At 66.1% G+C, this 23,087-nt stretch carries 21 protein-coding genes; 9 read left to right on the forward strand and 12 right to left on the reverse strand.

Annotated elements, in window-relative coordinates; genetic code table 11:
* Positions 1–2,605: AAA family ATPase (locus WEG36_07145; protein MEX1257375.1), on the reverse strand; the 2,605-nt coding region annotated here is incomplete at its 3' end.
* Positions 2,606–2,748: 143 nt separating this feature from the next.
* A complete protein-coding gene (locus WEG36_07150; GenBank protein MEX1257376.1) occupies positions 2,749–3,669 on the reverse strand; it encodes an AraC family transcriptional regulator in 921 nt (306 codons plus the stop codon).
* 197 nt (positions 3,670–3,866) lie between these two features.
* Between WEG36_07150 and WEG36_07155 the strand changes: the two genes are divergently transcribed.
* Positions 3,867–4,682, forward strand: coding sequence for a TetR/AcrR family transcriptional regulator (locus WEG36_07155; GenBank protein ID MEX1257377.1), 816 nt, complete (start codon positions 3,867–3,869; stop codon positions 4,680–4,682).
* Between the two features lie 4 nt (positions 4,683–4,686).
* Here the strand turns inward: WEG36_07155 and WEG36_07160 are convergent, their stop codons facing one another.
* From WEG36_07160 to WEG36_07175, 4 genes are read right to left on the reverse strand one after another with little or no spacing between them, the layout of a single operon-like run.
* Entirely contained in the window at positions 4,687–5,187 is a 501-nt protein-coding gene (locus tag WEG36_07160; GenBank protein ID MEX1257378.1) for a VOC family protein, read from the reverse strand.
* Positions 5,184–7,091 carry a response regulator gene (locus WEG36_07165; protein ID MEX1257379.1) on the reverse strand — a complete coding sequence of 636 codons (1,908 nt, stop codon included), beginning with the start codon at positions 7,089–7,091 and terminating at the stop codon, positions 5,184–5,186. The genes WEG36_07160 and WEG36_07165 overlap by 4 nt, the downstream gene beginning before the upstream one ends.
* Positions 7,084–7,809: a response regulator gene (locus WEG36_07170; GenBank protein MEX1257380.1), complete on the reverse strand. Its 726-nt coding sequence runs from the start codon at positions 7,807–7,809 to the stop codon at positions 7,084–7,086. The genes WEG36_07165 and WEG36_07170 overlap by 8 nt, the downstream gene beginning before the upstream one ends.
* Before the next feature lie 13 nt (positions 7,810–7,822).
* Positions 7,823–9,637 (reverse strand): ATP-binding protein, encoded by a 1,815-nt coding sequence (locus WEG36_07175; GenBank protein ID MEX1257381.1) that lies wholly within the window; start codon positions 9,635–9,637, stop codon positions 7,823–7,825.
* Between the two features lie 475 nt (positions 9,638–10,112).
* Between WEG36_07175 and WEG36_07180 the strand changes: the two genes are divergently transcribed.
* From WEG36_07180 to WEG36_07195, 4 genes are read left to right on the forward strand one after another with little or no spacing between them, the layout of a single operon-like run.
* Entirely contained in the window at positions 10,113–10,703 is a 591-nt protein-coding gene (locus tag WEG36_07180) for a GspH/FimT family protein (GenBank protein MEX1257382.1), read from the forward strand.
* Positions 10,703–11,110, forward strand: coding sequence for a type II secretion system protein (locus tag WEG36_07185; GenBank protein MEX1257383.1), 408 nt, complete (start codon positions 10,703–10,705; stop codon positions 11,108–11,110). Before WEG36_07180 ends, WEG36_07185 begins: the two co-directional genes overlap by 1 nt.
* Complete coding sequence (locus WEG36_07190; protein ID MEX1257384.1) at positions 11,107–12,267, forward strand: hypothetical protein; 1,161 nt, start codon at positions 11,107–11,109, stop codon at positions 12,265–12,267. The genes WEG36_07185 and WEG36_07190 overlap by 4 nt, the downstream gene beginning before the upstream one ends.
* Positions 12,264–14,006, forward strand: a complete 1,743-nt coding sequence (locus tag WEG36_07195) for a hypothetical protein (protein MEX1257385.1) — start codon at positions 12,264–12,266, stop codon at positions 14,004–14,006. The genes WEG36_07190 and WEG36_07195 overlap by 4 nt, the downstream gene beginning before the upstream one ends.
* 27 nt (positions 14,007–14,033) lie before the next feature.
* Here the strand turns inward: WEG36_07195 and WEG36_07200 are convergent, their stop codons facing one another.
* From WEG36_07200 to WEG36_07210, 3 genes are all read right to left on the reverse strand, one after another.
* On the reverse strand, positions 14,034–14,759 hold the full coding sequence (locus tag WEG36_07200) for a thioredoxin domain-containing protein (protein ID MEX1257386.1): 726 nt from the start codon (positions 14,757–14,759) through the stop codon (positions 14,034–14,036).
* A gap of 24 nt (positions 14,760–14,783) precedes the next feature.
* Positions 14,784–15,551 (reverse strand): HD domain-containing protein, encoded by a 768-nt coding sequence (locus WEG36_07205; GenBank protein MEX1257387.1) that lies wholly within the window; start codon positions 15,549–15,551, stop codon positions 14,784–14,786.
* Positions 15,552–15,640: 89 nt separating this feature from the next.
* Complete coding sequence (locus WEG36_07210; GenBank protein ID MEX1257388.1) at positions 15,641–16,003, reverse strand: hypothetical protein; 363 nt, start codon at positions 16,001–16,003, stop codon at positions 15,641–15,643.
* 219 nt (positions 16,004–16,222) lie between these two features.
* Here WEG36_07210 and WEG36_07215 point away from each other — a divergent pair, with 219 nt between their 5' ends.
* Positions 16,223–16,555, forward strand: a complete 333-nt coding sequence (locus tag WEG36_07215; protein MEX1257389.1) for a DUF4282 domain-containing protein — start codon at positions 16,223–16,225, stop codon at positions 16,553–16,555.
* Between the two features lie 21 nt (positions 16,556–16,576).
* Here WEG36_07215 and WEG36_07220 read toward each other — a convergent pair whose 3' ends face one another.
* Positions 16,577–17,287 (reverse strand): hypothetical protein, encoded by a 711-nt coding sequence (locus tag WEG36_07220; GenBank protein MEX1257390.1) that lies wholly within the window; start codon positions 17,285–17,287, stop codon positions 16,577–16,579.
* 75 nt (positions 17,288–17,362) lie between these two features.
* On the opposite strand from WEG36_07220, the gene murI reads away from it, so the two are divergent.
* Together murI and WEG36_07230 are read left to right on the forward strand one after the other, a co-directional pair.
* Positions 17,363–18,241 carry a glutamate racemase gene (gene murI / locus WEG36_07225; protein ID MEX1257391.1) on the forward strand — a complete coding sequence of 293 codons (879 nt, stop codon included), beginning with the start codon at positions 17,363–17,365 and terminating at the stop codon, positions 18,239–18,241.
* A 16-nt stretch (positions 18,242–18,257) separates the two neighbouring features.
* Positions 18,258–19,007, forward strand: a complete 750-nt coding sequence (locus WEG36_07230) for a glycosyltransferase (protein ID MEX1257392.1) — start codon at positions 18,258–18,260, stop codon at positions 19,005–19,007.
* A gap of 91 nt (positions 19,008–19,098) precedes the next feature.
* On the opposite strand, the gene WEG36_07235 is transcribed toward WEG36_07230, so the two are convergent.
* The gene (locus tag WEG36_07235; GenBank protein MEX1257393.1) at positions 19,099–20,181 is read right to left on the reverse strand and encodes an alpha-hydroxy acid oxidase; all 1,083 of its coding nucleotides are present in this window, start codon (positions 20,179–20,181) and stop codon (positions 19,099–19,101) included.
* A gap of 45 nt (positions 20,182–20,226) precedes the next feature.
* Between WEG36_07235 and WEG36_07240 the strand changes: the two genes are divergently transcribed.
* A complete protein-coding gene (locus tag WEG36_07240; protein MEX1257394.1) occupies positions 20,227–21,102 on the forward strand; it encodes a ThuA domain-containing protein in 876 nt (291 codons plus the stop codon).
* A gap of 12 nt (positions 21,103–21,114) precedes the next feature.
* Here WEG36_07240 and WEG36_07245 read toward each other — a convergent pair whose 3' ends face one another.
* The gene (locus WEG36_07245; protein ID MEX1257395.1) at positions 21,115–22,587 is read right to left on the reverse strand and encodes a M56 family metallopeptidase; all 1,473 of its coding nucleotides are present in this window, start codon (positions 22,585–22,587) and stop codon (positions 21,115–21,117) included.
* Positions 22,588–23,087: the final 500 nt, after the last annotated feature.

Below are 23,087 nucleotides of genomic sequence, written 5' to 3' on the forward strand. Positions count from 1 at the left end.
AGTACGCAATAATCTTCCAGTTGTAAGCCCTGAGCAGCAGGTCGGGATTTCCCAGGTCTGATGCCAGTGCGATGGCCTCGTCGGCCATCGCGGCAGCCTTGGTTGGATTCCCGTACACTGCGTCCACCATGGAGACCAGGAGGAACTGGAGCCTCGCATCCGCATCGCCCTTCCCGACAAGAGCCGAAGCTTCCGCGGTCACGTCCCGGACTTCAGTGGCTCGGGTCATTCGGTCTAGGACTGCAACCTCGAGTCCCATGGACTCCCCCACCAACTTCTGAAGGCCCAGGGATTCCGCTTCTTTGCGCAGCCCGCTGACGGTCTGTCGCAACGCGCCGCGATCGGAGCTGGGGTCCAGGAACAGTGCCTCCAAGCGCCGCAGCCGCGCAGTAAGTGCCGCTTCGCGGGTACCGCGACCTCGTTGTTCTTCTTCCTCAACCGCCCAGAGCTCCTGTGCTCGGGGAAAGTCGCCCATGAGCACCAGAAGTTTGCCGAGCTGGGCCGCCAGTGATTCCCGTTCCAGCGGAGTGGGCTCGTTCTCGAGGGCCGCCTCCAACAAGCTGCGGGCTTCCACCCATCCACCGGTCGAGATGGCGGTCCGAGCGGCACTTAGCACATGGGCGTTGGCACGACGGCCTTCGCCCGCGGCCAGCAAATGGAGCGCGACATCGACGTCCGTGCCCAACTCGCCGTGATCAATCAAGGCATCTGCGATCCTCAGGTGCATTGCAATCCGTTGCCCCTCGTCCAGATCCTGATATACGGCCTCGCGCAGGAGTTCGTGTCGAAAGCCAATTCCCCTCTTGGAATTGGCGAGGAGCTGATGCCGGATGACTTCGTCCAGGGGAGCCGCGAGGTCCTGTGACCGAAGGCCGCAGACCTTTTCGACCAGGGAATACGGCAGGGGCTTTGCACTTGCCGAAAGCGCCTGGAGCAACCGACGGGCCCCCGCAGACAGCACCGACGTGCGAAGCCTGACGATGTCGCTTACGGCCTCCGACAATCCCGCGCGTTCCGCGACGGACCACTGGTCGGGGGTTGATTCCACGAGGTGGCGTGCGCACTCGATCGCGAGGAGCGGATGACCACCTACGGACTCCGCGAGGCTGGCGACCCTACCTTCCGCCGCCGCTCGGTCGGCATCTCCGCCCGTTCCGAGTTTGATGGCGCTTCGCATGAGCAGTGCGATTTCGCTTACGCTCAGCGGACCCACTGGCAGTTCCCGCGCCTGGGCGAGCCCAGGCAGCCCGCCGCGGAGCCACCGACTGAGCAATGCCTCGCGTTCGAGCTCTTCGGGCCGGATCGTCGCGATCAGAAGGAACCCCCCCTGGGTCCACCGTTCTCGGACGTATTGAAGGACGGAGAAGGAGGTGGCATCGAGCCAATGGAGGTCGTCGAGGACCAAGACCACTCGTCTGCCATCAGCCAGGATCTCGAGGAGGCGAAGGAAGGCCTCGCATGTCGCACGCGGCACATCCTCCGGGGAGTCGCCGAGTCCGGCGCCTGCCGCGGCGCCCTCCGCCGAAAACTCGGGGAGGAGAGCCAGGAGCAAGCTCCGCCAGGGCTCGGGAAGCGATCGGACGTGGCGCCCGATCCATGGCTGTGAAAGCGCCCCGAGCAATGGGCTCAGCGGTATGTTCCGCTCGAACTCTGAGCAGCGTCCCTCCAACACCCGAGTGGCAGTCGACCGTGTCCGGGCCAAGGCCTCCCGCACGAGGCGGGTCTTCCCGATGCCGCGTTCGCCCGTCACGACCAACGTCTGGAAACGGTCCTCCGTAGGACCACGAAGGACAGCACGGAGCCCAGCCAGCTCTTCCGCGCGGCCTACCAATGGCGGATCCGGCGAGGTCTGGGTTGCGAGCTCGGGAAGGGCGGGAGCTCGGGAGGCCAACTCCTCGAGTTGAGACAAGAGCGATGTGGTCTCCTCGCCCGGCTTCCACGCCGAGTCCGCAAGAAGCGCCGATTCGCGATACCCTGCATAACGTGCCTCCGCCTCCCTCACCTTGCCGGCGAGGGCCTTCGCCATCAAGCACCGCCGTAACGCAGACTCGTCGCTGGGACTCAGCCGGAGGGAGGCGTCAGCGAATTGCTCGGCGGCGGTCCAGTCCCCAAGCTCCTCGACCTCGGCTGACCGAGCGGCGGCGAGTGCTCGAACCTGGGCTCGGAAGTGGAGATCTCTCTCCTGGATCCATCTCTCGAGCTCCTCGGTCCCAGGTGCATCGAGCGAGGAAAGAAAGCCCCTGACGACGAGGTCCACGGCCGTGACCGGATCGGAGTCCCGTAGTGCCGCCGCCAGTTCGTCGAGATCGCTCGCGACGCGGTGCCCGTTGAGCACATACCTGCCCCCCGTGAGGCTGATCACTCGGCCACCGCCCATGCGCCGCTGGAGAAAGTAAGCGAGCTGGTTGAGGCGGGGTCGCAGCTGGTCGTCCGTGCCAGAGGGCCAGAGGAAGGAGAGGAGGCGGTCCCTCTTCGCTCCCTCGTCACGGTGCGCAGCCAGAATCCCGAGAAGAGCGCCCTGCAATGGCGAGAGGGGAACGGCCTGCTCATCCCGGAAGAGGATCGGGCCTCCAAATACGCAGACCCGAAACCGCGCTCGAGGCAATGCGCGACTTTCCGCCAAGAGGATCGTCTCCCCGCGATCGCATGAGGCTACGTACCGCGAATCAACTCGCGGCGACCCACTCCAAGATTTCTCTCGAAGGTCCTTGTGCGCAAAGCCCACGCTTTTCCCGTCGGCTCCGGAGGTCACGCCGCGGCTCCGTTCCGCTTCGCTTCGCTCTCGTCCGCTGGTCCGTCGGCGTCCCCTTCAGCGGGGTTCCCGACGGGCTCTTCCGGAGCCGCGGCGCTGGCCTCCATGGGGGTCTCTGCCCTCGATGGTGTCGGTCCTTTCAACGCCTGAAGCAGGCCCCCGCACTCTCGTTCGCGGAGCAACCAAGCCTCGAGCACCCACTCCCAGCCGAAGCGCTCACGGGCGAACGAAGGGCGAACGCCCAGGATCCGCTCCATCTGATTGCTGAGAGTGAATCCGTCGGGATAGCCCATGGAGCGGGCGATGTCGAATAGGGAGGCGTCGCTATTCTGGAGCCTCATGATCGCTCGGAGAACCCGGCAGAACTGGAGCCAATGGGAGGGGACCGGGAGGCCACGATCCTTGAACCGACGGCCGAGGGCACGACGGGACAGGTAGACCCCCCGCGCGACGGCAGAGAGTGTCGCAACGTTGGCCGAAAGCTCGATCATGCGCCTTAGGATTCTGCGGGTCTCCTGGTCGAGGTGGAGCCCACGCCAGATGAGGAAGTCGAGGATCTCTCCCGCCAGAACGTCCGGTTCGCGGCGAAGGAGATGGGCGATCTCTTCCGGGCTGGGTTTCGGATGCTGGGGAAGGATCGAGTGGGGGCGCGTGTCCTCGACGATCTCGAGGACGCGAGGCTTGAGACGGCGCAGTGAATCCGCCGCGGGAAGGACCACGAGAAGGGGGAGCCCGCCGGGCCTCGCCGCGGCGAACCGCAAGTGAGCGTCCGCTCTTCCCTGGTCCATGTTCCAGACCAGCCCGGCACCCCAAAGCACACCGGGCCTGGCCGGGAGAGCATCCTCGGGACTCAACTCCAGATAGTCACGATACGGAGGAGCGATCAGGGAAAATGCGGGAAGGCGCTCGGGCGGCATGGCAGGTTCCTCCAGGTGGGACCGTGAGTGAGTGCCAACCGAGGATCGCATGCGGAAATCAGCGTGCGCTCATCGTTGCGGCTCCCCCCTCGCCCCGCGAGGGCGCCCCAAATCAGAACGCTTGTTTTATTCTCCCCGCCTGAGTAGTCTCATGGCGTCCTTCAATCCACCCCTCCACCAGGGCAACTTCCGCGTTCATGGCCGACCCGCAGGACTCTCCGCTCGTCCGCGCGCCGCTCCAGGAGCGGAGCCGGAAAACCCTCGAACGGATACTGGCTGCCGGGTGGACGCTCCTCGAGGAGGGAGGCCCGGACGCGCTGACGGTGCAAGCGATCACCCGCCGAGCGCGCACGTCGGTCGGCTCCTTCTACGCGCGATTCCAAGGGAAGGACGATCTGCTCCGCTATATGGGAGAGGACGCCCTCGATAAGGCGATCACCGGCTGGACCGAGCTGAAGAGTTCGCTCGAGGGCGGAGAATCCGAAGCCGACTCCGGCGATGGCCTCCGCGCAACGCTCGAGCCGGCCGTGCATGGCCTCGGTGAGCTCTACCTCTCCGGCGAAGGTCGGGACCTCGCCTTCATGGAGGGGATCGAAGACGCGGCCCCCTCACGCCGCCGCCGCCTCGAGGACCGGGTTGCGAAGGAGCTCGCCGGCTTCCTCCCCGGAGACGGTCTCCGCACCGAGCTCGCGGTCCGCGTCCTCACGGGGACGCTCCACGATGCCGCGGTTCGCGCGCGTTCCCCGCGGTCCACCACCCCTTCGCCCTATCCGGTGCCGGACCTGCTCCTCTCGGAACTGGTCGAGCTCCTGACGGGATATCTGGGTGGGGAGGTGCGACCCCCACAGCAGCGGGACGTGGAAGCGCCGACGGAAGAAGAGGCGGACGCCACGGCGGACGTTTCAGCTGAAACGCCGGAGGATGGCGAACAGGCGGCGTCCGACGGCGCGGCCACGCCGCCCGACGACTCCGCGGCTCCCCCCGCCCCCGACCCCTTCGAGGTCTGGGGGTAACCCGTTACCCCTTCCGGGCCTCGGCGAGAAGCTCCTCCAAGTCGAGGGGGCGGCTTCCCATGAGAAGCTTTCCTTCCGCGTCCGCCGGCCATTCGTCCTTCGGCCGGTCGCGGTAGAGTTCCACCCCGTTTCCGTCGGAGTCGCGGAGGTAGATCGCCTCGCTCACTCCATGATCGGCCGCTCCATCCAGCTGGACTCCGGCGTCGAGCACCCGCCAGACGGCGCGCGCGAGCTCGAAGCGCGACGGATAGAGAATCGCGAGGTGATAGAGTCCCGTAGTTCCCGGCTGTGGAGGTGGGCCGGCCTCGCTTTCCCAGGTATTCAGCCCGATGTGGTGGTGGTAGCCCCCGGCGGAGAGGAAGGCGGCCTCCTTTCCGTACCGCTGCGTGAGCTCGAATCCGAGGACGCCGGCGTAGAAGGCGATCGCCCGCTCGAGGTCGGCGACCTTCAAATGCACATGCCCGATCGTGGCCCTGTCGGGAACTCGGTAATCCGCTCCGCTCACGCGCGTTTCCGGTCGAGAACCCTCCGCACCTCGCGAAGGAGCGTCTCGATGTTGAAAGGCTTCTCCAGAATTCCCGCCATTCCCTGCAGGTCACCGAAATCCGTGGCTTCACGCTCGTGTCCGGTGGTCAGGATGACGGGGGTCTCCGGGCGATGGGTGGCCATCTGGTCGGCGAGCCCATGTCTCCGCACCCCGGGAATCAGGAGGTCCGTGATGAGGAGATGGATGGGCGCCTCGTGTCTCTCGGCCACGTCGAGCGCCTCCGCGGCGCTCGCGGCCTCGAGGACCGCGTATCCATGAAGCTCGAGCGCCTTTCGAACGAAGTTTCGTACGGTCCGGTCGTCTTCCGCGACGAGGATCGTTTCGCTCCCTCTGGGTGAAGGGGCATACTCCCTCTCTCCCCCTTCGATCTCGTCCGGCTGAAGCTCGTACCTGGGGAGGAATATCGTGAAGCGCGTTCCTGTTCCAAGAGCGCTCTCCGTGTGGATGTAACCTCCGGTCTGCTTTACGATTCCGTAAACGGTCGAGAGGCCGAGTCCCGTCCCCTTTCCGAGCTCTTTTGTCGTGTAGAAGGGGTCGAAGATCTTTCCCATCGTCTGCTCGTCCATCCCTATGCCCGTGTCCTGCACCGAAATGGTGACGTATTCCCCCGGCTTCATTTCGAACGGGAGCGTGCGAATGTCGTTTTCGTCCAGCGCCACCGCCCCGGAGAAGACGAGGAGGCGTCCACCGGTCGGCATCGCGTCGCTCGCGTTCACCACCAGGTTCACGAGGACCTGCTCGATCTGCCCCTTGTCGGCGCGCACCGTCCCCAGATCGGACGCCATCTCGGCTTCGAACTCCACGTTTCCGCGCACGAGGCGCCGGAGCATTTTTTCCACCCCCGCGATGACCGCATTCACGTCGAGGAGGCGAGGCTGCACGATCTGGCGCCGGGAAAAGGCGAGGAGCTCCTTGGTGAGCCGACCGGCGCGGTTCGCGGCCTGGAGGATCTCGCCGAGGGTTTCTTGCGCCTCGGGGTTGTCGGGAAGGTCGGCCGCGAGGAGCTCCGTGTACCCGGTGATCGCGGTGAGGACGTTGTTGAAGTCGTGCGCGAGCCCCCCGGCGAGTCGCCCCACCACCTCCATCCGCTCTGCCCGGTGCATCTGTTCTTCCACGCGGCGGCGTTCGGTCAGGTCGCGTGCGGTGTGAACGAAAAGGTCCTCCGAAAGGGCAGCGGTGCGCACTTCGAGTCGAAGCGTGCGCCCATCCTTGGTCAGGACGTAGTGCTCGCCGATCGACCCCTCGCTGGCCTGGGTGATTGCCGCGGGTTCCTCTCCGAACCGGACAGTGGCACCGCGAAACAGGGCCCCAAGGGTCTTTTCCCTCAGCTCCTCGAGGTCGTACCCCGTGAGAGCCAGGGCCGCGGGGTTGCCTTCATGCACGCGCCCCTCCCGGTCCGCGATAAATACGGCGTCGCCGATCGCGTAGAAGAGGCGGCGGAGCTGCTCCTCGCTCCGGTGCAGGGTCGCCTCGGCGCGTCTCCGTCGCCACCGCTCACCCGCGCGCTCGAGGGTATGGATAAGAACCGGAGGATCCACCGGCTTCGTGAGGTAGTCGAAGCCCCTCTCCCGTATCGCGCGGACGGCGGATTCCAGTGACGCATTCCCCGTGAGAATCACAACTTCCGTGAAGGGCGACACACTGCGAAGGCGGGGGACGAGCTCGATTCCGTCCATGTCGGGAAGGAAGAGATCCACGAGGGCGATGGCGGGCGGTTCGGGAAGGGAGCGGGCGGCCTCTTCGGCCGCCTTTCCGGTGCTGGCTGTCGCCGTCGTGAAGCCGCGGAGCTCGAGTACGTCCGCGAGCGTCCTCAGCATTTGGGCGTCGTCGTCCACCAAGAGGACCCTGAGCGCATCAAGCATTGCTCACTTCCTCGAGCATGGCGAGCAGTGCCTCCGGGCGGAAGGGCTTGTAAAGGGCGGCGTTCACCAGCTGCCGGGGGAGCGCCTCCAGCGTCGCGTCGAGTTGCACCGGATGCCCGCTGTAAAGGATGATCGCAACCTCAGGGCTCACCTCGCGGATGGCGAGGATCGAATCGCGCGCCTGGCCGGACTCCAGGATGAGGTCCAGGAGGACGACCCGCGGAGACGCCTCGCGGATTCGGTCCATCGCTTCGCCCACGGAGCCGGCCGTGAGCGTCCCGTACCCGTGCTCGGCCAGGACCGAGGAGAGGGTGGTGAGGAACGCCGGGTCGTCGTCCACGATCAGAACGGGCCCCCGCTCCGCCACCGTGTCCTGCAGGATTCCGAGAAGGCGCTCGAATTGCACGGGCTTTGGGAGGACGGCGAGGCTCCCCCGCCGTTCCGCCTCCTCGACGAGGGACGAGGCGCTGTATGCGGTCATCAGGATGATGTGCAAGTCGGGGGCCCTTTCTCTCATCGCCACGAGCGTCTCGACGCCGTTCATTCCCGGCATCCGGATGTCCATCAGCACAGCGTCGAAGTCCTGGCGGCTGAGGGTGTCGAGGGCATCCTCCCCACTGAGCGCGCCCAAGCACTCCCATCCATGGAGGCCGAGAATGTCGCAGAGGGTTCGAACCGATTGCGGCTCGTCGTCCACCACGAGGAGGCGGCGGTTCATACGCGGTGCGAGCTCACGCTGGGTGCGGCTCGGTCGGGATCCGACCGGCGTTGTTCGAATCGCCGGGGAGCGTCGGAAGGAGGAGCGAAAAGGTGGCCCCGTGCGGGGGCGAGCCCGAGACCCGCAGCTCGCCTCCGTTGTTTTCGGCGAGCGCGCGTGAAACCGAGAGCCCGAGTCCCATCCCGCGTGCCCGAGTCGTGTAGAGGGGCTCGAAGATCTTGTCCACGTCTTCGGGCGGGACTCCGGGGCCCTCATCCATTACGTCGAGCCGCACACGCCCGTCCGCCTCCTCGCCTCCCCGCACGCGGATCGTGCCGCCCCTCTCCGCCATCGCTTGGGCTCCATTGAGGAGGAGGTTGTAAACGACCTGCCCGACCTGTACGGGATCCACGAAGACCCTGGGAAGCCCCTCCGGAAACGCCTTTTCGATCCGGACCCCGGGCCGGCCACGGACTCGATCCACCTGCGCGTCCACGATCCGTTCAAGAATCATGGGGTGCCGGTCCGGGGACCTGATCCGCACGGAGTCGAGGAGATCACTCACGATTTTTTCGGAGAGGCCGAGCTGGGACTTGAGGATTCCCAGGTATTCGGTCACGCGGGGGGGAGCTTCCTCGAGGATCATTTCCAGATAATAGACCGCGTTCCCCATCACCCCGAGCGGGTTCCGAAGCTCGTGCCCCACACCACTCGCGAGTTGTCCCAAGGTGGCCAGTCTTTCCTGGCGGACGAGCCCTGCCTGAGCCTCGACCAGAGCTCGGTTGGCATCGCGGAGTTCCGCGGTGCGATCCACCACCCTCTCCTCGAGGACGTGGTGGGCCTCTTCCATTCGGTCCGCCATCGTGTTGAACGAGCGCTCGAGGAGTCCGATCTCGTCCCGGGCGCCGACCGTGACGCGTCGGTGCAGGTCGCCGGCCGCGATTCCCGAAGCCGCGTCGGCGAGGCGGACGAGCGGTTGTGTGACCCTGCGGCTCACCAGCCAGACTCCGGCCGTCCCAAGGACAAGCACGATGATCGCGATGCGGAGCGCGTCTCCCGCGAAGTCTGCGGCGGGCGCGAGCACGGTGGCCGCGGGAAGGGAGACCCAGACGAGCCAGGGGGTGCCCGGAACTGCGGACGCCACCGCGACCTGGGCCTCGCCGGCCGAATCGTCATAATAGTACAGCTCGGACCCGCGCTCCCCCGGGAACTCCACCGGGCCCGCAACGATTTCGCTGAAGTCGGACCAGATGCCTCCATCCTGGTTGGTGAGGAGAAGCTGGGCGTCGCTCCCGAGCATTCTCGCAAATAGGACGGCGTTTTGGGCTCCCATGAGGGAAAGCCGGAGCACGGCCCACCCGAGGACGCGCGAGCCGTCCGATTCCTCCGCGCCATCGGCCGACTCGACCGAAAGCGGTGCCAGCACGGCGTACCGGGCATCGTCTCCGGAGGGATAGATCCTGGTGACTCCCCGAGTGATTGGTCCGCCTTCGGGGAAAGGCAGGGGTGGCGCGGAAGGGGGCGCCGTGGAAAGTAGAACGCGGCCGCCGGCGTCGAGAACCTCGATGTACGTATCGGGCTGGGCGTTCGCGACGATCTGGTCGCGGAGGCCGGCCGCTACCGGCCCGGCGAATCCGTAGCCGGACTGCACGACCGCGCGTATCACGTCGCTAGATGCGAACCCCTCGACCCGTGCCTCCACCTGGCCGAGGGAAGTCTGGAGGATGGAGGCGATCTGTGATGAGGCGTTGTAGAGACGTTCGCGGGCCGCGAGGAGTGACGCTTCCTCGACCCGCTGGTGCGCCAGGAGGGAAAATGCGGCGACACCCAGAAGGAGAAATCCCGACATCAGAAGTGGCCATCTTCTGCTGATAGACCGCCACTTGTCCATGTGGGTCCCTGTCGGCTCACGATGACGACGAGAGGCCGGCCCCGGATTCAAAGAGAAAGAGAAGGGGGATCAGCCTCCCAGCGGAAACCCTCCAACGCTTCAACGTAAACATCCTGGGCGGGGCGCGCCACTCTGAAAACGTCAAGTAATGCAGACTACTCCCGCCCTGGCAGTCCCGCACCCTGCCAGCCTTCTTGCGGATCACGGGACTCCCGGTCCAGTTCACCTCGGAAGAATCTTCCGTATAGGCCCGGGGAAGGGAGCCGCAAATCCGCCGCACCTAACCGTCTAAGTCATGACATACCAGTCGCTTGAGAAATATGGTCGCCTACGACGGTGGTGAGTTGGGCGAGGCGGTCCCCGTCTTGCACCGTCATAGAGTCCCCCGGGCACGGCGCACCGCCTGGGAGACCTGACGGCATCCGCGAGAGCCATGACTCGACTCGAAAGAGAAGTGAGCACCGACACCATCCGTCTGCTTCGGGCGGTCGGGGGATTCTCCCTCGTGGAGATGACGGTGGTCCTTCTCATCCTGGGGCTCTCGGCCATGATGACCCTTCCCCGGCTGGACACCGCACGATACCGCCTCGACGCGGCGGTTCGGGAGGTCCACTCGGTTCTCCTTCGGGCCCAGAGGCAGGCGGTCCTCTTCCAGCACGACGTCGTCGTGCGATTCGACGTGGAGAACGGGGTGCTCATCGTACACGCAGACCGGAACAACGACGGGGAGATTCAGGGGGATGAGCCCAACGTCGCCGTATCCCTCCCGGATGAAGCGCGTTTCGGCCGCCGCGACGTGGTGCCACTCGCCTTCGGCCCGGAGCCCGTGAGCTTCGCGGACGCCGAGGTGACTTTCCGAAGGGACGGGAGCGCAAGCGCCGAGGGAGGCCTCTATCTGTCGAGCGTGCGGCAGCTGGCCGCGGGCTCGCATCCTTCCGAGACGCGCGCGCTTCAGGTCGTGCGCGCGACCGGCTCGGCGCGGTGCGTGAGCTTTCGCGGGTCTGCATGGACGGAGGAGTGCTGATGAGGAGAAAGGGGGGACGGGAGCGATCGGGGGGCTTCACCCTTGTCGAGCTGGTCGTTTCCCTCGTGATCATGGGGACGATGCTGCTCGGGGTAGGGGCCGTCATCCCGAGGATGCTCCACGAGACGACCCGGTCCGGTGTGGATTTCCTCAGTCTCAGCGCCGTGGAAGATCGGATCGCCATGATTCAGATGGATCCCCGATACACCCGGCTGGACTCGATCTACGCCGGGGTGGATGCCACCCTCCCGAACCTTCCGGGCTTCGAGAGGCGGACCGAAATTGATCGGACGGTCGAAGAGCAACTCGACGGGCGCACACTCGATTTCACCGAGGTCTCGGTCATCGTCGTGGGCGACGCGCCCGCTCGAGTCGTGGGGCGGACCGTGATTGTGGGAGCACCGTGACGACCCGCCGCGTCGCCAACCTGCGCGGCATGACGCTGGTCGAGCTCCTCATCTCGCTCGTGCTCCTCACCTCAGCGGTGGGGGGCGCGCTCGCCTTCCTCGAGGTGCAGACGCGCGGATTTCGGGCGGGGTCGGAGTACGCGGAGGTCGTCCAGAACCTGCGATACGCGGTCCAGCGGCTGAGTCAGGACCTCCCCACTCTCGGCACGAACGTGATCCAGCGGCAGCCCTCGCTCGTTTACGCGGGCGAAAGCGCGATCGCCTTCTTCGCCGACTACGCGACGAATCTGGAGGGGGATCCCTCGGCCGTCTATTACACGCCCGATGCCCCCACGGGCCAGCTCTCGGCTCCGGCGACGGCGGTTCCGATTCCCGGGACCGCCCTCGCCTTTCCACAGGCCGTCCATCAGGCCGGGCCCGGGATCATGAGCCCCGCCGAGCTACTCATCTACTTCTTCGCGCCCGATTTGGACGGCGAGGCGGGCGATCACATTCTCTTCCGCCAGGTAAACGGGGGGGCGCCCGAAGTCATCGCGCGGGACCTTCGGCGGGTCGCGGGACAGCCCTTCTTCCGTTACATGGCGATTCGCGAAACGCCGGGAAGCCCGGTTCAACTGGATTCGGTCCCGGACAATGAACTTCCCGTCGTGCACTCCTCTCCTCTCCACGGCGTTGCGGCCGACTCAGCGGCCTCCGCGCGCGCGGATTCGATTCGTGGAGTTCGCGTTACCGCGCGATCGGTGCGCGCCGCGACGGGCGGCCAGGAAGTCGAGATTCCGGTGACGCGGCTGATTCCCTTTCCGAACGCCGGCCTCCAGACCCTTCGGACGTGCGGCTCGGAGCCGATTCTCGGAACCGCGTTCACCGCAACCCTCCAGATCGTGGACGGCCTCCCGCTGATCCGGCTCGACTGGGACGCCGCGGTAGACGAGACCGAAGGCGAGAGGGATGTGGTGCGGTATGTCCTCTGGAAACGGAATGCGCTGGAGGTCGTCTGGGGGGATCCGTTCCGGAGCCTTCCCGCCGGAGAGGCAACCTATTTCACGACGGATGGTGACCTGGAGTCCGGTCAAAGCTACCAGTTTCGGCTCGCGGCCCAGGATTGCACTCCGACTCTTTCGGGCGCGGTTGAGTCCGCGACGGTGGCCATTCCATGAGAATCCGCCTCCCGCGGAGGCTTCGCGATGAACGGGGGATGGCGCTTGCCTTCGCGGTTCTCCTGCTCCTCGTGGTTTCCGCCATGGCGGCGGGCGCCCTCGCCGTCACGTCGTCGTCGGTTCTCGTGAACCGGATGTACGAGAGGGGATCGGCCCTGGAACGCGGGGCGGAACAGGGGATCGAGGTGGCCCGGGCGTTGGTCAACGCGGATCCGGACCTCTATCCAGCGGAAGGATTCGCGGTGATCGAGCAGGAGGCGGCTGTTCTCGACGGGGAAGGAACTCCGATTCCGGGAGTCTCGCGTTGGACGTACGTGGGCCCTTCCGGGATCCTGAGCGGACAATATGGGATCTTCGGCACGGCTGTTTCAGTGGTGCGGGACGCCGGAAGGGGCGTCGCGATCCGTCGTTCCCAGCTTTTCCAGGAGAGCTTCGCGCGATTCGCTTACTTCACCGACATCGAGCCCTCGAATATCTACTTCGGGGGCGGTGACCAGATATTCGGGCCCGTCCATTCGAACGATCGAATCAAGATCCACAGCACGGGCGCCACCTTCCACTCGGAGGTCCGCACCGCGGAGGACGTGACCGGCGAAGAGTACGGGGACTTTCGGCAGGGGTTCGTCGAAGGGGTGCAGGCAATTCCCCTCCCGGAGACACAAGAACTCGAGACGTTGCGGGGCCAGGCCCAGGAGGGGGGGACGCACTTCGTCGCCCCCGGCAATCCTGCGAACGGGGCGACGCTCCGCATCGAGTTCATGGCTGTGGACCTGAACAACGACGGCGCGACGACGGGCGCGAACGAGGGATTCATTCGTGTTTATCAGTCGAACGACGTTACCTGGCTCATGGCGCGCGCCCCCGCGAACGGGCTCCGGAACTCGGACAACTGCGGGCACTTCCATCCGAATGGCATCTTCATTCCGGCGTCCGCGCACCCGGACAACGGTCCCGACAGTTGGGTCGCTTCCCTGACGAACAACCAGAGGCGCTGCTTCCTCGGAGGGACCGACGCCCTTTTTGGGGGATTCGTGGCGAACGACGGCGACGGCGCCTGGCTCCAGTGGGGGGGAGCGGTGAGCCCGCTCGTCCAGGGGCGGCCGGACGGGAGCTACCTCATTCCGATCACGCGCGCCCTCAATCCGAACTTCAAGGGCGTGATCTTCGTGGACGGAAATGTCGTGCTGAGCGGCACGCTGAGGGGGCGGGTTACCCTCGCGGCCACGGGGGACATCTACTTCGGCGATGACCTGGTTTACGCCACCGACCCCGGAGCCGGCACCTGCGTAGACATTCTGGGACTCTTCGGGGGCGAGGAGGTCGTGGTCGCCGACAACACCCTGAACTCACCGCAACAGCCTGCACCGGGAAACAATTGGGTCAACTACGACGACACCGAAGACGAGTACTTCCACGCGGTGATCCTGGCGCTCGACAAATTCACGGTGGAGAACTTCAACGCCGGCGCGAGAACGACCTCACCCTGTGGGAACACGCTTTGGGGGCGCGGATGCCTCTACGTGACCGGGGGGATCATTCAGGCGACGCGCGGGGCCGTTGGCCAGACCAGCAATCCGGGCGGATACGGCTACATCAAGCGGTACGCCTACGACCTGTGCGCCGCGATGGAGCCACCGCCTTACTTTCCGACGACGGGGCACTTCTACAAGGGCGCGCTCTACCAGGTGGATCCGGCCGGGTTCGACATTGACGACTTCTTCGACCAGATCGGGAGCTGACCCACCCGGTCTGGGCACCGCACCCGCTCAATTCGGGGCCGCCGCTCCGGCCATCTCCTCGCGAATCTCCACGATGAGCTGCCGGAGGGCGGTCTGGAACTCGGACAGCAGGGGCGCTCCGCGAACGGGAATCCCACGGACGATGAAGGTAGGCGTGGCGGTCACACCGATCGTGCGGGCCGTCTGATCATTTGTATCGAGGATGCGCGCGGCTTCCTCGCCCCCGAGGCAGGCGGCGAAGGCATCCCCGTCGAGCCCCGCGGCGCGGGCATATTCGACGAACAAAGCTTCTCCCCGGTCCGTGCCGAGCCACTCCTCGCGCGTCTCGAAGAGCTTGTCCCGCATGGCCTCGAAGCGCCCGAGCATCCCCCCGCACACTCCGGAGATCCCCGCGAGCCGCCCGTTCGGAAATCCCCCGATGGTGATCGGGACGTATTTCCAGAGTACGTCGCCGGAGGCGATGAACTCGCCGTGGAGCGCCGCGTAACTTCCCTGGTGGAAATCGTAGCAGTGAATGCATCCGAAGTCGGCGAACTCGACGACTCCAAAAAGGGCCGTCTCCTCATTCCCCTCGTTGTATCCGAGGGAGGCCAGATCCACGACCTGGGGATCGGGAGAAGCCGCGGCAACGGAGTCCCCCGTTGCCGGAGCCGCCTCTCCCCCATCGCTCCCACAGGCACCGACGAGCGAGAGCGCGAGGGCCAAGGAGCCGATGACGAGGGTGGGTCCGGAACGACGTCGTCGAGTCTTCATGCGATTCCTGGCGGCGAATGGGGGTCAGAGCTGAAAGGATCGGAAGAGCCGGCGCTCGGTCTCACCCTCGAGCGAAGCTTCGAGCTCGATGAAGGGCTCTAGGCCGCTTCCCCTGAGCTTGTTCCGGAAGAGCTGATCGAGTTGGAAGATCCCCGCGGAATTGGAGAGCTCGATTCCGATTCGGACGGGCTTCGCCTCGCCGGGGGTGAGGTGAACGCGCTCGACCGCGGCGGCGGAAATGGAATGGATGCTCACCGAGCCCGCCTCGAAGGGAATGCGGGAGCGCCCCTTCGCCATGTCGAGGGCATCCGCGATCCGGACCACTCCAGCTTCGACCGTGAGGGGGCTCCCCCCGCTTCGGTGCCCGATGATGGCGTGGAGGACCTCGGAGCGGAGAACCGTGGCGGTCCGCACATCGTAGAGTGTCGGGAGAAGCTCCTTCAGAAAGCCGTCCGCGAGGAAGAGGGAGTAACTCTCGTGATCGGCACGATGGATGGACATCCCCAGGTCGTGGAAAAGCGCCGCGAGCGCCACGACGAGCTCGGCCTCCTCTCGCCCCAACCCGAAGGAAGTGGCCACCGACGGCTCGACTCCGCCGTCCATGAGGAGCCGCACGAGCCGAACCCCCAGATTCATCACGATCTTCACGTGAACCGGCCCGTGGTCGCTCATCCCGAGCCGTTCGATGGCGGTGACGTTGGCCGAGACCCAGTTCGCGTAGAGCTCGTCGTTCCCGTTCACCCATTCCATCGCCTGATGGAGCTTGGGATTGTGGCGATCGGGGACGCGCATCTCGATGCGGCGCGCGAACCGATCCTCGACGCTCCGGGGCTGGACGTCGGGGATGCCCTCATCTTCCGGAATGATGGGGTCGCGCGGGCTCAGCGGCGGACCAGACGGACGAGGAGGAAGCAGGCGGCCACCCCGAGGGCGAGGCCGGCGAGGACGCGGCGGTTGTCCGGGAGCTCCGTGGGGGAAGCGAGGTCGGAGCGAGTCATCGCCTCGGCGCATCCTTCGGGACAGGTTGGCTTCAACCGGTCCCTCGCGGTCCTCGTCTCGTAGACGAGCTCGCGGCCACACTCGGGGCAGGGGTCGCCCGCGGGAATGGGCCGCACCAGATCGTAGAACCGGCTCTTGGAGAGTCCCAGTTCGTCCGCGATGGCGTTGACGCCCCGGTCGGAGTGCCAATAAAGATCGTGGGCACGTTTCGCCGGGATCCGGCTCTCCGCGTCGTTTCCGGTCATGGATCTCCCGCCGCGTCGGAGTCATTCCGGGCGAGCCGCCGACCCCCTGGAATGGGGGTCAACTTAGCGGCCGAGTCGGCACATGGCGAGCGTCCAGGCGTGCCGCGTTCCGATAAACTTAGTTGCGGAGCGTGCCTCTCCCCCGATAGCATCGGGGCGGGTAGCCGATCCCTGGGCCACCCGCTCTCCCTGCCTTCCCGAACCAAAGGAGTCCGGCGTATGGAAGAACCTCGTGGATTCATCGGCGGCCTTCTCGACACCAGCTTCTCGTCGTTCATCACGGCCAAGTTCATCCGGTTCCTCTACATCCTGGTCCTCTTTTTCGGGGCGTGCATGGCGCTGGTCTACCTATTCGGGATCACGGCGGCCCTTTCCGGCGCAATGAACGGCTTCATCGCCTTCATTTTCGCCATCCCGCTCGCCGCCATCTTCGCGGCGCTCTGGGTCGTATTCATGAGGATCTGGCTCGAGATCGTGATCGTGATCTTCCGGATGGCGGAAAACATGCAGTTCCTGGCCGACCGCGCGCGCCAGGGGGGAAGCTCGATCTGACCTAGGCCCCGCCCCGCCGGGTCACCGCGCCCGGCGGGCCTCGTTCACGACGACGGAGACGGGGACGTCCCCGACGTTCCGGATCTGGTAGGGGGAGCCCATATCTCGCCAGGCCCAATCTCCCATTGCCGTGAGTTCGCGGGTGATCCCGTCCTCCCGGGTCACGTGGGTCTTTCCGCCGGTGACCTGCACCACGAGCGCGTCGTGCAGGTGCCGGATCACGGACGTCTCCTCCCCCGGGGCCAGCTCGACCCGGTAGGAGCGGAACCAGGGGTTCTCGAGCTGCGGGTCTCCGGTGAGGCCTTCAGGGCGCCCCGCGGTCAACAAGTTCTCCGCTTCTTCGCCCTGGCCGAAGTGCGCGATCGCAATGATGCGGAAGAGGTTCGGGCCCTGGTTGTTCACCACATGGGTGAAGGGCTCGAGCCGATAGTCCGTGTTGCTCGAGACCCGGCCATTGGACGACCCGCCCCCGCTGCTGATGAAAGTGTACATGATGGGGGAGTCGTGCGTGTGGGCTTCTGTCGTGTCCATCGGATTGATCTGGACGTCCAGGACCCGGACGTCACCGTCGTCGAGCACGGTACGGTGACGAGGCTCTTGCAGAATGTGGACCGTGCGTTGGGCTTCGAGCGCGCCAGCCGATCCCAACGCCCCCGCGAGAAGCAAGAGGGCGGCGAGGCGGGTCCGCGCGCCGGGGGTCTTCCCTTTTCCGCGCACCTGTGGCTTTTTCATGGCTGACTCTCTCCCTTGGATATCCATTCTGGGGCCCACATCCGGACCCGGACGGTACTTCCCGGGGGGAGGGGCGTGCAAGAGGGGACGATCCTAGCTTTGAGCAAAGTGAACGACGACCGGCGTAACCGTCCAATCGGGGTTTTCGACTCCGGGATGGGGGGGCTCACCGTGATGCGGGCGCTTCAGAGGCGCCTCCCGAACGAGGAGTTCGTCTACCTCGGGGACACGGCACGGCTTCCCTATGGCACCAAGAGCCCGGAGACTGTTACCCGGTATGCCCTTCAGTGCTCCGAGGCGCTGGCCCCTTACGACGTGAAGCTCCTCGTCGTCGCCTGTAATACGGCGAGCGCCGTCGCGCTCCCCGCGCTGAGCGAGAAGATGGCTCCAGTTCCTGTTCTGGGGGTGATCGAGCCGGGGGCTGAGGCGGCGCTGGCGGAAGCCCCCGAAGGGCGCGTCCTCGTGCTCGCCACGGAGAGCACCGTGCGGGGAGGTGCGTACCCCAAGGCGATTCGGGCGCGGAATCCGGACGCCGAGGTCCGCCAAGTTCCCTGTCCCCTCTTCGTCGCCCTCGCGGAGGAGGGGCTCTTGGAGGGGCCGGCCGTCGAGTGGATCGTCCGGAACTACATCGGCGGGATGCTCGAGCCGGCCCCGGCCCCCGAAAGCGTCCTTCTCGGCTGTACGCACTTCCCGGCGCTCGCCGAGGTGATCGCCAAGGTCGCCGGACCCGCGGTCAAGCTCGTGGACAGCGCTGAAACGACCGCGACGGCCACGGAGCTTCTCCTGAAAGCGTCGGGACTTGAGCGTCCCGAAGGCAAACACGAGCCGCCACGATTTCTGGTGACCGACGCCCCCGAGCGCTTCGCGCGGGTCGGCGCCACCTTCCTCGGCGAGCACATAGACCGGGACCGCGTCGAGCTCGTGGACCTTCAGAGCCTTCGCCGGCGGACGTGAGCTTCCGGAGCCGACGGTGACGGATCCCCGCGCGCAGATCCTCTGCATGAAGTGGGGAACGAAATACGGCGTGGAATATGTGAATCGGTTGTACGGGATGGTGCAAAGGAACCTCTCTCGCCCCTTCCGCCTCGTCTGCCTCACCGAAGACCGGGCCGGGATCCGGCCGGAAGTCGAGATCTTGCCTCTCCCCGACATGGGGACGACGGAGGGGATTCAGAAACGCGGCTGGTGGAAGGTCGGGCTCTTTTCCCACACCCTCGGGGACCTTTCAGGCCCGGCGCTCTTTCTCGACCTCGACGTCGTGATCGTCGCCTCCCTCGAGCCCCTATTCGACCAACCGGGCGAAGTCGTCGTACCGAAGGACTACCGGCTCGTCAGGGTCCGCCGGGACTACTTCGTCGGCAACACGTCCGTCCTTCGTTTCCCCGTGGGGCGGTATCCCGCATTGATGGAGCGGTTCAGGAAGGACTTCGAGGGGATCAAGCGGCGCGTCCGCAACGAGCAGGAATACGTCTCCTATTTCTTCCACGAGCTTGGACTCCTCCGCTACTGGCCCGAGGAATGGTGCCCGAGCTTCAAGCACGACTGCGTGGCGCCCTGGCCCCTCTGTTACCTCCACGCTCCGCGCATTCCTGAGGGGGCGCGTGTCGTCGTCTTTCATGGGAGTCCGAAACCGGACGAAGCGGTGGAGGGGATAGGGGGGAAGTGGTATCGCCCGATCCTTCCAACGCCCTGGATCCGCGATCACTGGGACGAAAGGTGACTCGGATCGTTGGCGTGGTCCTCGTCCGCAACGAGGAGCACTGAAGCGGTCGCGGGCCGAGGGGTGCCCCATTCAGGGCGCGGCAGGATGGTCAGGGCGCGAGCAGATCGCGGCCGAGGGCGGCGACGCTTGCGGCCCCGACGAGCTGAAAGGTTCGCTCGACCTCACGTCGGAGTAAGGTGAGAACCCGCTCCACTCCTTTCTCCCCGTCGACCGCGAGACCCCAGAGGTAGGGCCTTCCGATGAGTACCGCGCGCGCCCCGAGCGCGAGCGCCTTCACCACATCAGTGCCGCGTCGGATTCCGCCGTCCACGAGGACCGGAACCCTGCCTTCGACCCCATCCACGACGCGGGGGAGGGCTCGGATCGTCGGCTCCGCGGTGTCCAGCTGCCTACCCCCGTGATTGGAGACGATGATACCGGCGGCGCCCTGATCGGCGGCGAGCCGCGCATCCTCGGGGGTCACGATTCCCTTGACGAGGATCGGGAGTTTCGTGCGGGCGCGCAGCCACTCGAGGGCGGACCAGTCGAGAGACGGATCGAACTGCTTCCCGATGTACGCGCCGAGTCCGGACCCGGAGACCTCCGGAAAGCGGGAGTGATCGAGCCCCGTGAAGTTGGCCATCTCGATCCCAGGAGGGAGCTGGAAGCGATTTCGGGCGTCGCGCTCGCGGTGGCCCTGAACGGGGACCGTGACGGTGAGGCAGATCGCCCCGTATCCGGCCGCCTCCGCGCGTTCGACGAGTTCGGCCGCGAGGGCCCGGTCCCGGAAGAGGTAGAGTTGGAACCAGAGTGGGCCACCTTCATTCGCGATCCCTTCCAGGGCCACGGTCGAAAGGGAGCTCGCCACGAAAATCGTACCCGCCTCCTTGGCAGCCCTCGCCGTGGCCCGCTCTCCCTCGAGGTTCGCGAGGCGCTGAAACGCGGTGGGCGCCAGGAGAACCGGGAAGGAGACGCGCTCCCCGAGGATCTCGACCGAGGTGTCCACGCGGCTGACGTCCACCAGGACGCGCGGGCGGAGGAAGAGGTCGGAGTAAGCGTCAACGTTCGCGCGGACCGTCCGTTCGTCATCCGCGCCTCCGGCGTAATAGTCGTAGGTCGCGGCGGGGAGCTGTGCGCGGGCGAGCGGCTCGAAGTCGGAGAGGTTGAGCGGAGCGCGGGCCGGGTCGGTCATGGCGCCATGTTTGCACCGGGCAGGGGCGGGCGCAACATTGGCTCGATGGAGAGGCTACGCCGTCCGGCGCTCTTGGCGCTCGCCTTTGTTTCCTTCGCGACCACTTTTTGCGGCGTCGATTCTGCGTCCGCTCAGGTGGCGGCCCCGAAGCGGCTTCTTTTCCTGACGCACGCGGGTCTCTACCGGCACACGAGCCTGCGGCCCGCGGAAGAGGCGGTGACGGCGCTGGGCGAGGAAGGGGGATTCACGGTCACGACGCACCAGGGATATCTGCAGGACGCGGACGACCTCGACTTCTCCTTTCTGACTCCGGAGTACCTCTCCCAGTTCGACGGGCTCATGCTCATGACGAACGGGAATCTCCCGCTCGACGATGCGCAAAAAGAGGCCATCTTCGAGTTCGTGCGGGGTGGGAAAGGTCTCATCGGCGTGCACAATGCGTCGCTGACTTTTTATGACACGCCCGAGTTCGGCGAGATGCTCGGCGCCTATTTTCGCCGGACTCTGGCCCAAAATCGCATCTTTGTACTGAAGGTGGAGGATCGAACCCATCCGGCTACGCGGATGCTGGGACCGAGTTGGCCGATCCAGGACGAGTTTTATCAGTTCGGGACAGCCCCCTGGGACGCGGCTCGCCCCGACGAAAACGTGGACATCCTCTTCGGAAACCGGATTCCCATCGGGTTCTCGCGTGATCGAGTGACCGTCCTTCTCAGCCTCGACACCGAGTTGAGCGACCTGAGCGGGGTGCCCGAGGTCGAGGTCGGCGGGGATTATCCGCAGGCATGGGTTCGCCCCTATGGCGAAGGGCGCGTGTTTTATACCTCTCTCGGCCACCGCGACGACATCTGGTCCAGCGACCCCGTTTTTCGGGCACATGTCCTGGGCGGGATCCGCTGGGCGCTCGGGCTGGAGGGCTGAGGGGGGGCGGGCTCAGTTTCCGGGGCCGTTCTCGTGCGTCCGGGTCTTGATGAGGATGGCGCCCCGCGCCGCCCGGGAACCATAGCGCCGTTGCGCCTCCGCGGCCCGGACGACTTCGATGGACTCGATGTCGAGGGCTTCGATATCGAATCCATCCGCTCCCAGTGACCGTGACACGATCACGCCGTCGACGACGACGAGGGGTGCTGCCTCCACGGCGCGCACGGCAAGCCCGTCGCGACGAATGATGACTGCTTGAGCCCTTACTGCTTCCTCTGTTCCTGCGGCACTAAGGCCTTCCGGATTGGCATCGTCGCCTTGGGCCTGTCCGCCCGGCGTCTCCGCATTCGGGGACACTTCGTCCGCTGGACTCGCTTCCGGCGGGTCCAATCGTTCTTGGACCTGCCCCCCATTTTCCGTGGGCACCGTCACCACCGGCGTCACAGGCCCCTGCGACAACCCGGTGCCGCCAGCTCCATCCTCCGGCCTCACCGGCACATCCGCCCCGCAAGCGAGAAGGGTGAACGCCATTGCTCCCGCGACTCCCGCGAGGGTCGGAGGAATCGCCGCGATCGTCGAACGTCGTTTCATGGCCGTGATTCTCCTTTCGAGGAGTGAGGGGGAGCTGGCCAACGCCGGCGTCGGCATCATCACCGACCGGCGCCGGCTTCCAAGGCGCAACAGAAGAGTGGCGTAGGCACCCGGCCGCACTCCGCGACGCAGGACCCGGCGGTCACAGTCCACTTCAACTGCACTCCGTAGCCACTTGACCTGCCACCAGACTCCGGGGCTCCACGGATAAAGGGCCAGCGTGAGGAGGCCGACCGCGAGGAGGAGTGGGTCCCGGGCCCGGACGTGCTCCTCTTCGTGCGTGAGGACGAGCTCAAGCTCCGGCTCCGGGAGATTCGTCGCCCAACGGGGAATAACGATCTCCGGCCGCACGACTCCGACGACTGCGGGGCCGAGCCGCCGTGAAATACGAACCGATCGTCCGTGAATCGTTTTTCCCAGCCATCCCCGACGGGCGCGCGTCGCGCGTATCGCGGCGAGCACCAGGAGCGCGACGACCCCGACTGAGCTCGAGATCCATAGGCCGAGGATCCATGCAGTGACGCTGGGGCTCGCCGGTAGACTCGCCGCACCCCATTCCGCGGCGAGGGCAAGCCACCGGTCGCCGGTCCGGAGGGGGAGAAGGACGAGGTTGATCGGTGAATTCGGCACGTTCTGTGATTGCCCGCCGTCAGACCACGCGCCGAGAGCCCCGGACCGAAAGGCCGCGGGGTCGACGCCCGAGGAGTGCGGGTCCGGTAGGTGATTCGCAAAGAGAGCGCTCAGGCTCAGGAACACCGAGAGTGCGAGCGCTACCGCCCAGACTCCCCGCGTTGGCACCCGCAGACGGGATAGGCCGCCGTCGAGGCAGCGAGCCGCGAGCGCGACCAGGATGCCGACCGTGCCCGAGTAAAACATCCATCCGAAAAGCGACATTGTTGGGGCTCCGATGGATGTACGAACTGCTTCGTCATTCCAAGATAGGCGGGGGCAAGGCGGCTGTCTACACCTTTGTTCGTATCTCCGCTGTTGCTCGTGTCTCCGCCGCGCGGCTTGCCGTCTCAGCGTTCCTCGAGAGAGGGCACCCACGCATCCGGTCGCCCGGCAATGCCAGCGTCACCACCACTCGAGCAGCCCGCCTCCCTGGCTCCGGTCGCTCGCCTGCTTGGCTGCAGCAACTTCTCCCATCACATCAGCAGGCCTACCCCCACACGCCGGCAGTCCCAGCGTCATCACCACTCCAGCAGCCCGCCTCCCTGGCTCAAGTGGCTCCGCCAGCCTCACTCGGGTCGGCCCGCCTCCCTGGCTCCGGTCGCTCCGGTCGCGCGGCCCCCCTGGGCCCGTCACTCCGCCCCCATCATTCCGGTAGCTCGGCGCCTCTTCACTTCGGCAACATGGCCTCGATGGCGCGGAAGAGGACGGGGTCGGGGATGTCG

It is taken from the genome of Gemmatimonadota bacterium, from assembly GCA_040882465.1.
In the GTDB taxonomy this organism is placed as follows: domain Bacteria; phylum Gemmatimonadota; class Gemmatimonadetes; order Longimicrobiales; family Gaopeijiaceae; genus JBBEBG01.

Coding starts and splice junctions, on each gene's coding strand:
- WEG36_07150 (MEX1257376.1), bottom strand. CDS start 3,669: ATGCCGCCCGAGCGCCTTCCCGCATTTTCCCTGATCGCTCCTCCGTAT.
- WEG36_07155 (MEX1257377.1), top strand. CDS start 3,867: ATGGCCGACCCGCAGGACTCTCCGCTCGTCCGCGCGCCGCTCCAGGAG.
- WEG36_07165 (MEX1257379.1), bottom strand. CDS start 7,091: ATGCTTGATGCGCTCAGGGTCCTCTTGGTGGACGACGACGCCCAAATG.
- WEG36_07170 (MEX1257380.1), bottom strand. CDS start 7,809: ATGAACCGCCGCCTCCTCGTGGTGGACGACGAGCCGCAATCGGTTCGA.
- WEG36_07175 (MEX1257381.1), bottom strand. CDS start 9,637: ATGTCGGGATTTCTCCTTCTGGGTGTCGCCGCATTTTCCCTCCTGGCG.
- WEG36_07180 (MEX1257382.1), top strand. CDS start 10,113: ATGACTCGACTCGAAAGAGAAGTGAGCACCGACACCATCCGTCTGCTT.
- WEG36_07185 (MEX1257383.1), top strand. CDS start 10,703: ATGAGGAGAAAGGGGGGACGGGAGCGATCGGGGGGCTTCACCCTTGTC.
- WEG36_07195 (MEX1257385.1), top strand. CDS start 12,264: ATGAGAATCCGCCTCCCGCGGAGGCTTCGCGATGAACGGGGGATGGCG.
- WEG36_07200 (MEX1257386.1), bottom strand. CDS start 14,759: ATGAAGACTCGACGACGTCGTTCCGGACCCACCCTCGTCATCGGCTCC.
- WEG36_07205 (MEX1257387.1), bottom strand. CDS start 15,551: ATGCGCGTCCCCGATCGCCACAATCCCAAGCTCCATCAGGCGATGGAA.
- WEG36_07210 (MEX1257388.1), bottom strand. CDS start 16,003: ATGACCGGAAACGACGCGGAGAGCCGGATCCCGGCGAAACGTGCCCAC.
- WEG36_07215 (MEX1257389.1), top strand. CDS start 16,223: ATGGAAGAACCTCGTGGATTCATCGGCGGCCTTCTCGACACCAGCTTC.
- WEG36_07220 (MEX1257390.1), bottom strand. CDS start 17,287: ATGAAAAAGCCACAGGTGCGCGGAAAAGGGAAGACCCCCGGCGCGCGG.
- WEG36_07235 (MEX1257393.1), bottom strand. CDS start 20,181: ATGACCGACCCGGCCCGCGCTCCGCTCAACCTCTCCGACTTCGAGCCG.
- WEG36_07240 (MEX1257394.1), top strand. CDS start 20,227: ATGGAGAGGCTACGCCGTCCGGCGCTCTTGGCGCTCGCCTTTGTTTCC.
- WEG36_07245 (MEX1257395.1), bottom strand. CDS start 22,587: ATGTCGCTTTTCGGATGGATGTTTTACTCGGGCACGGTCGGCATCCTG.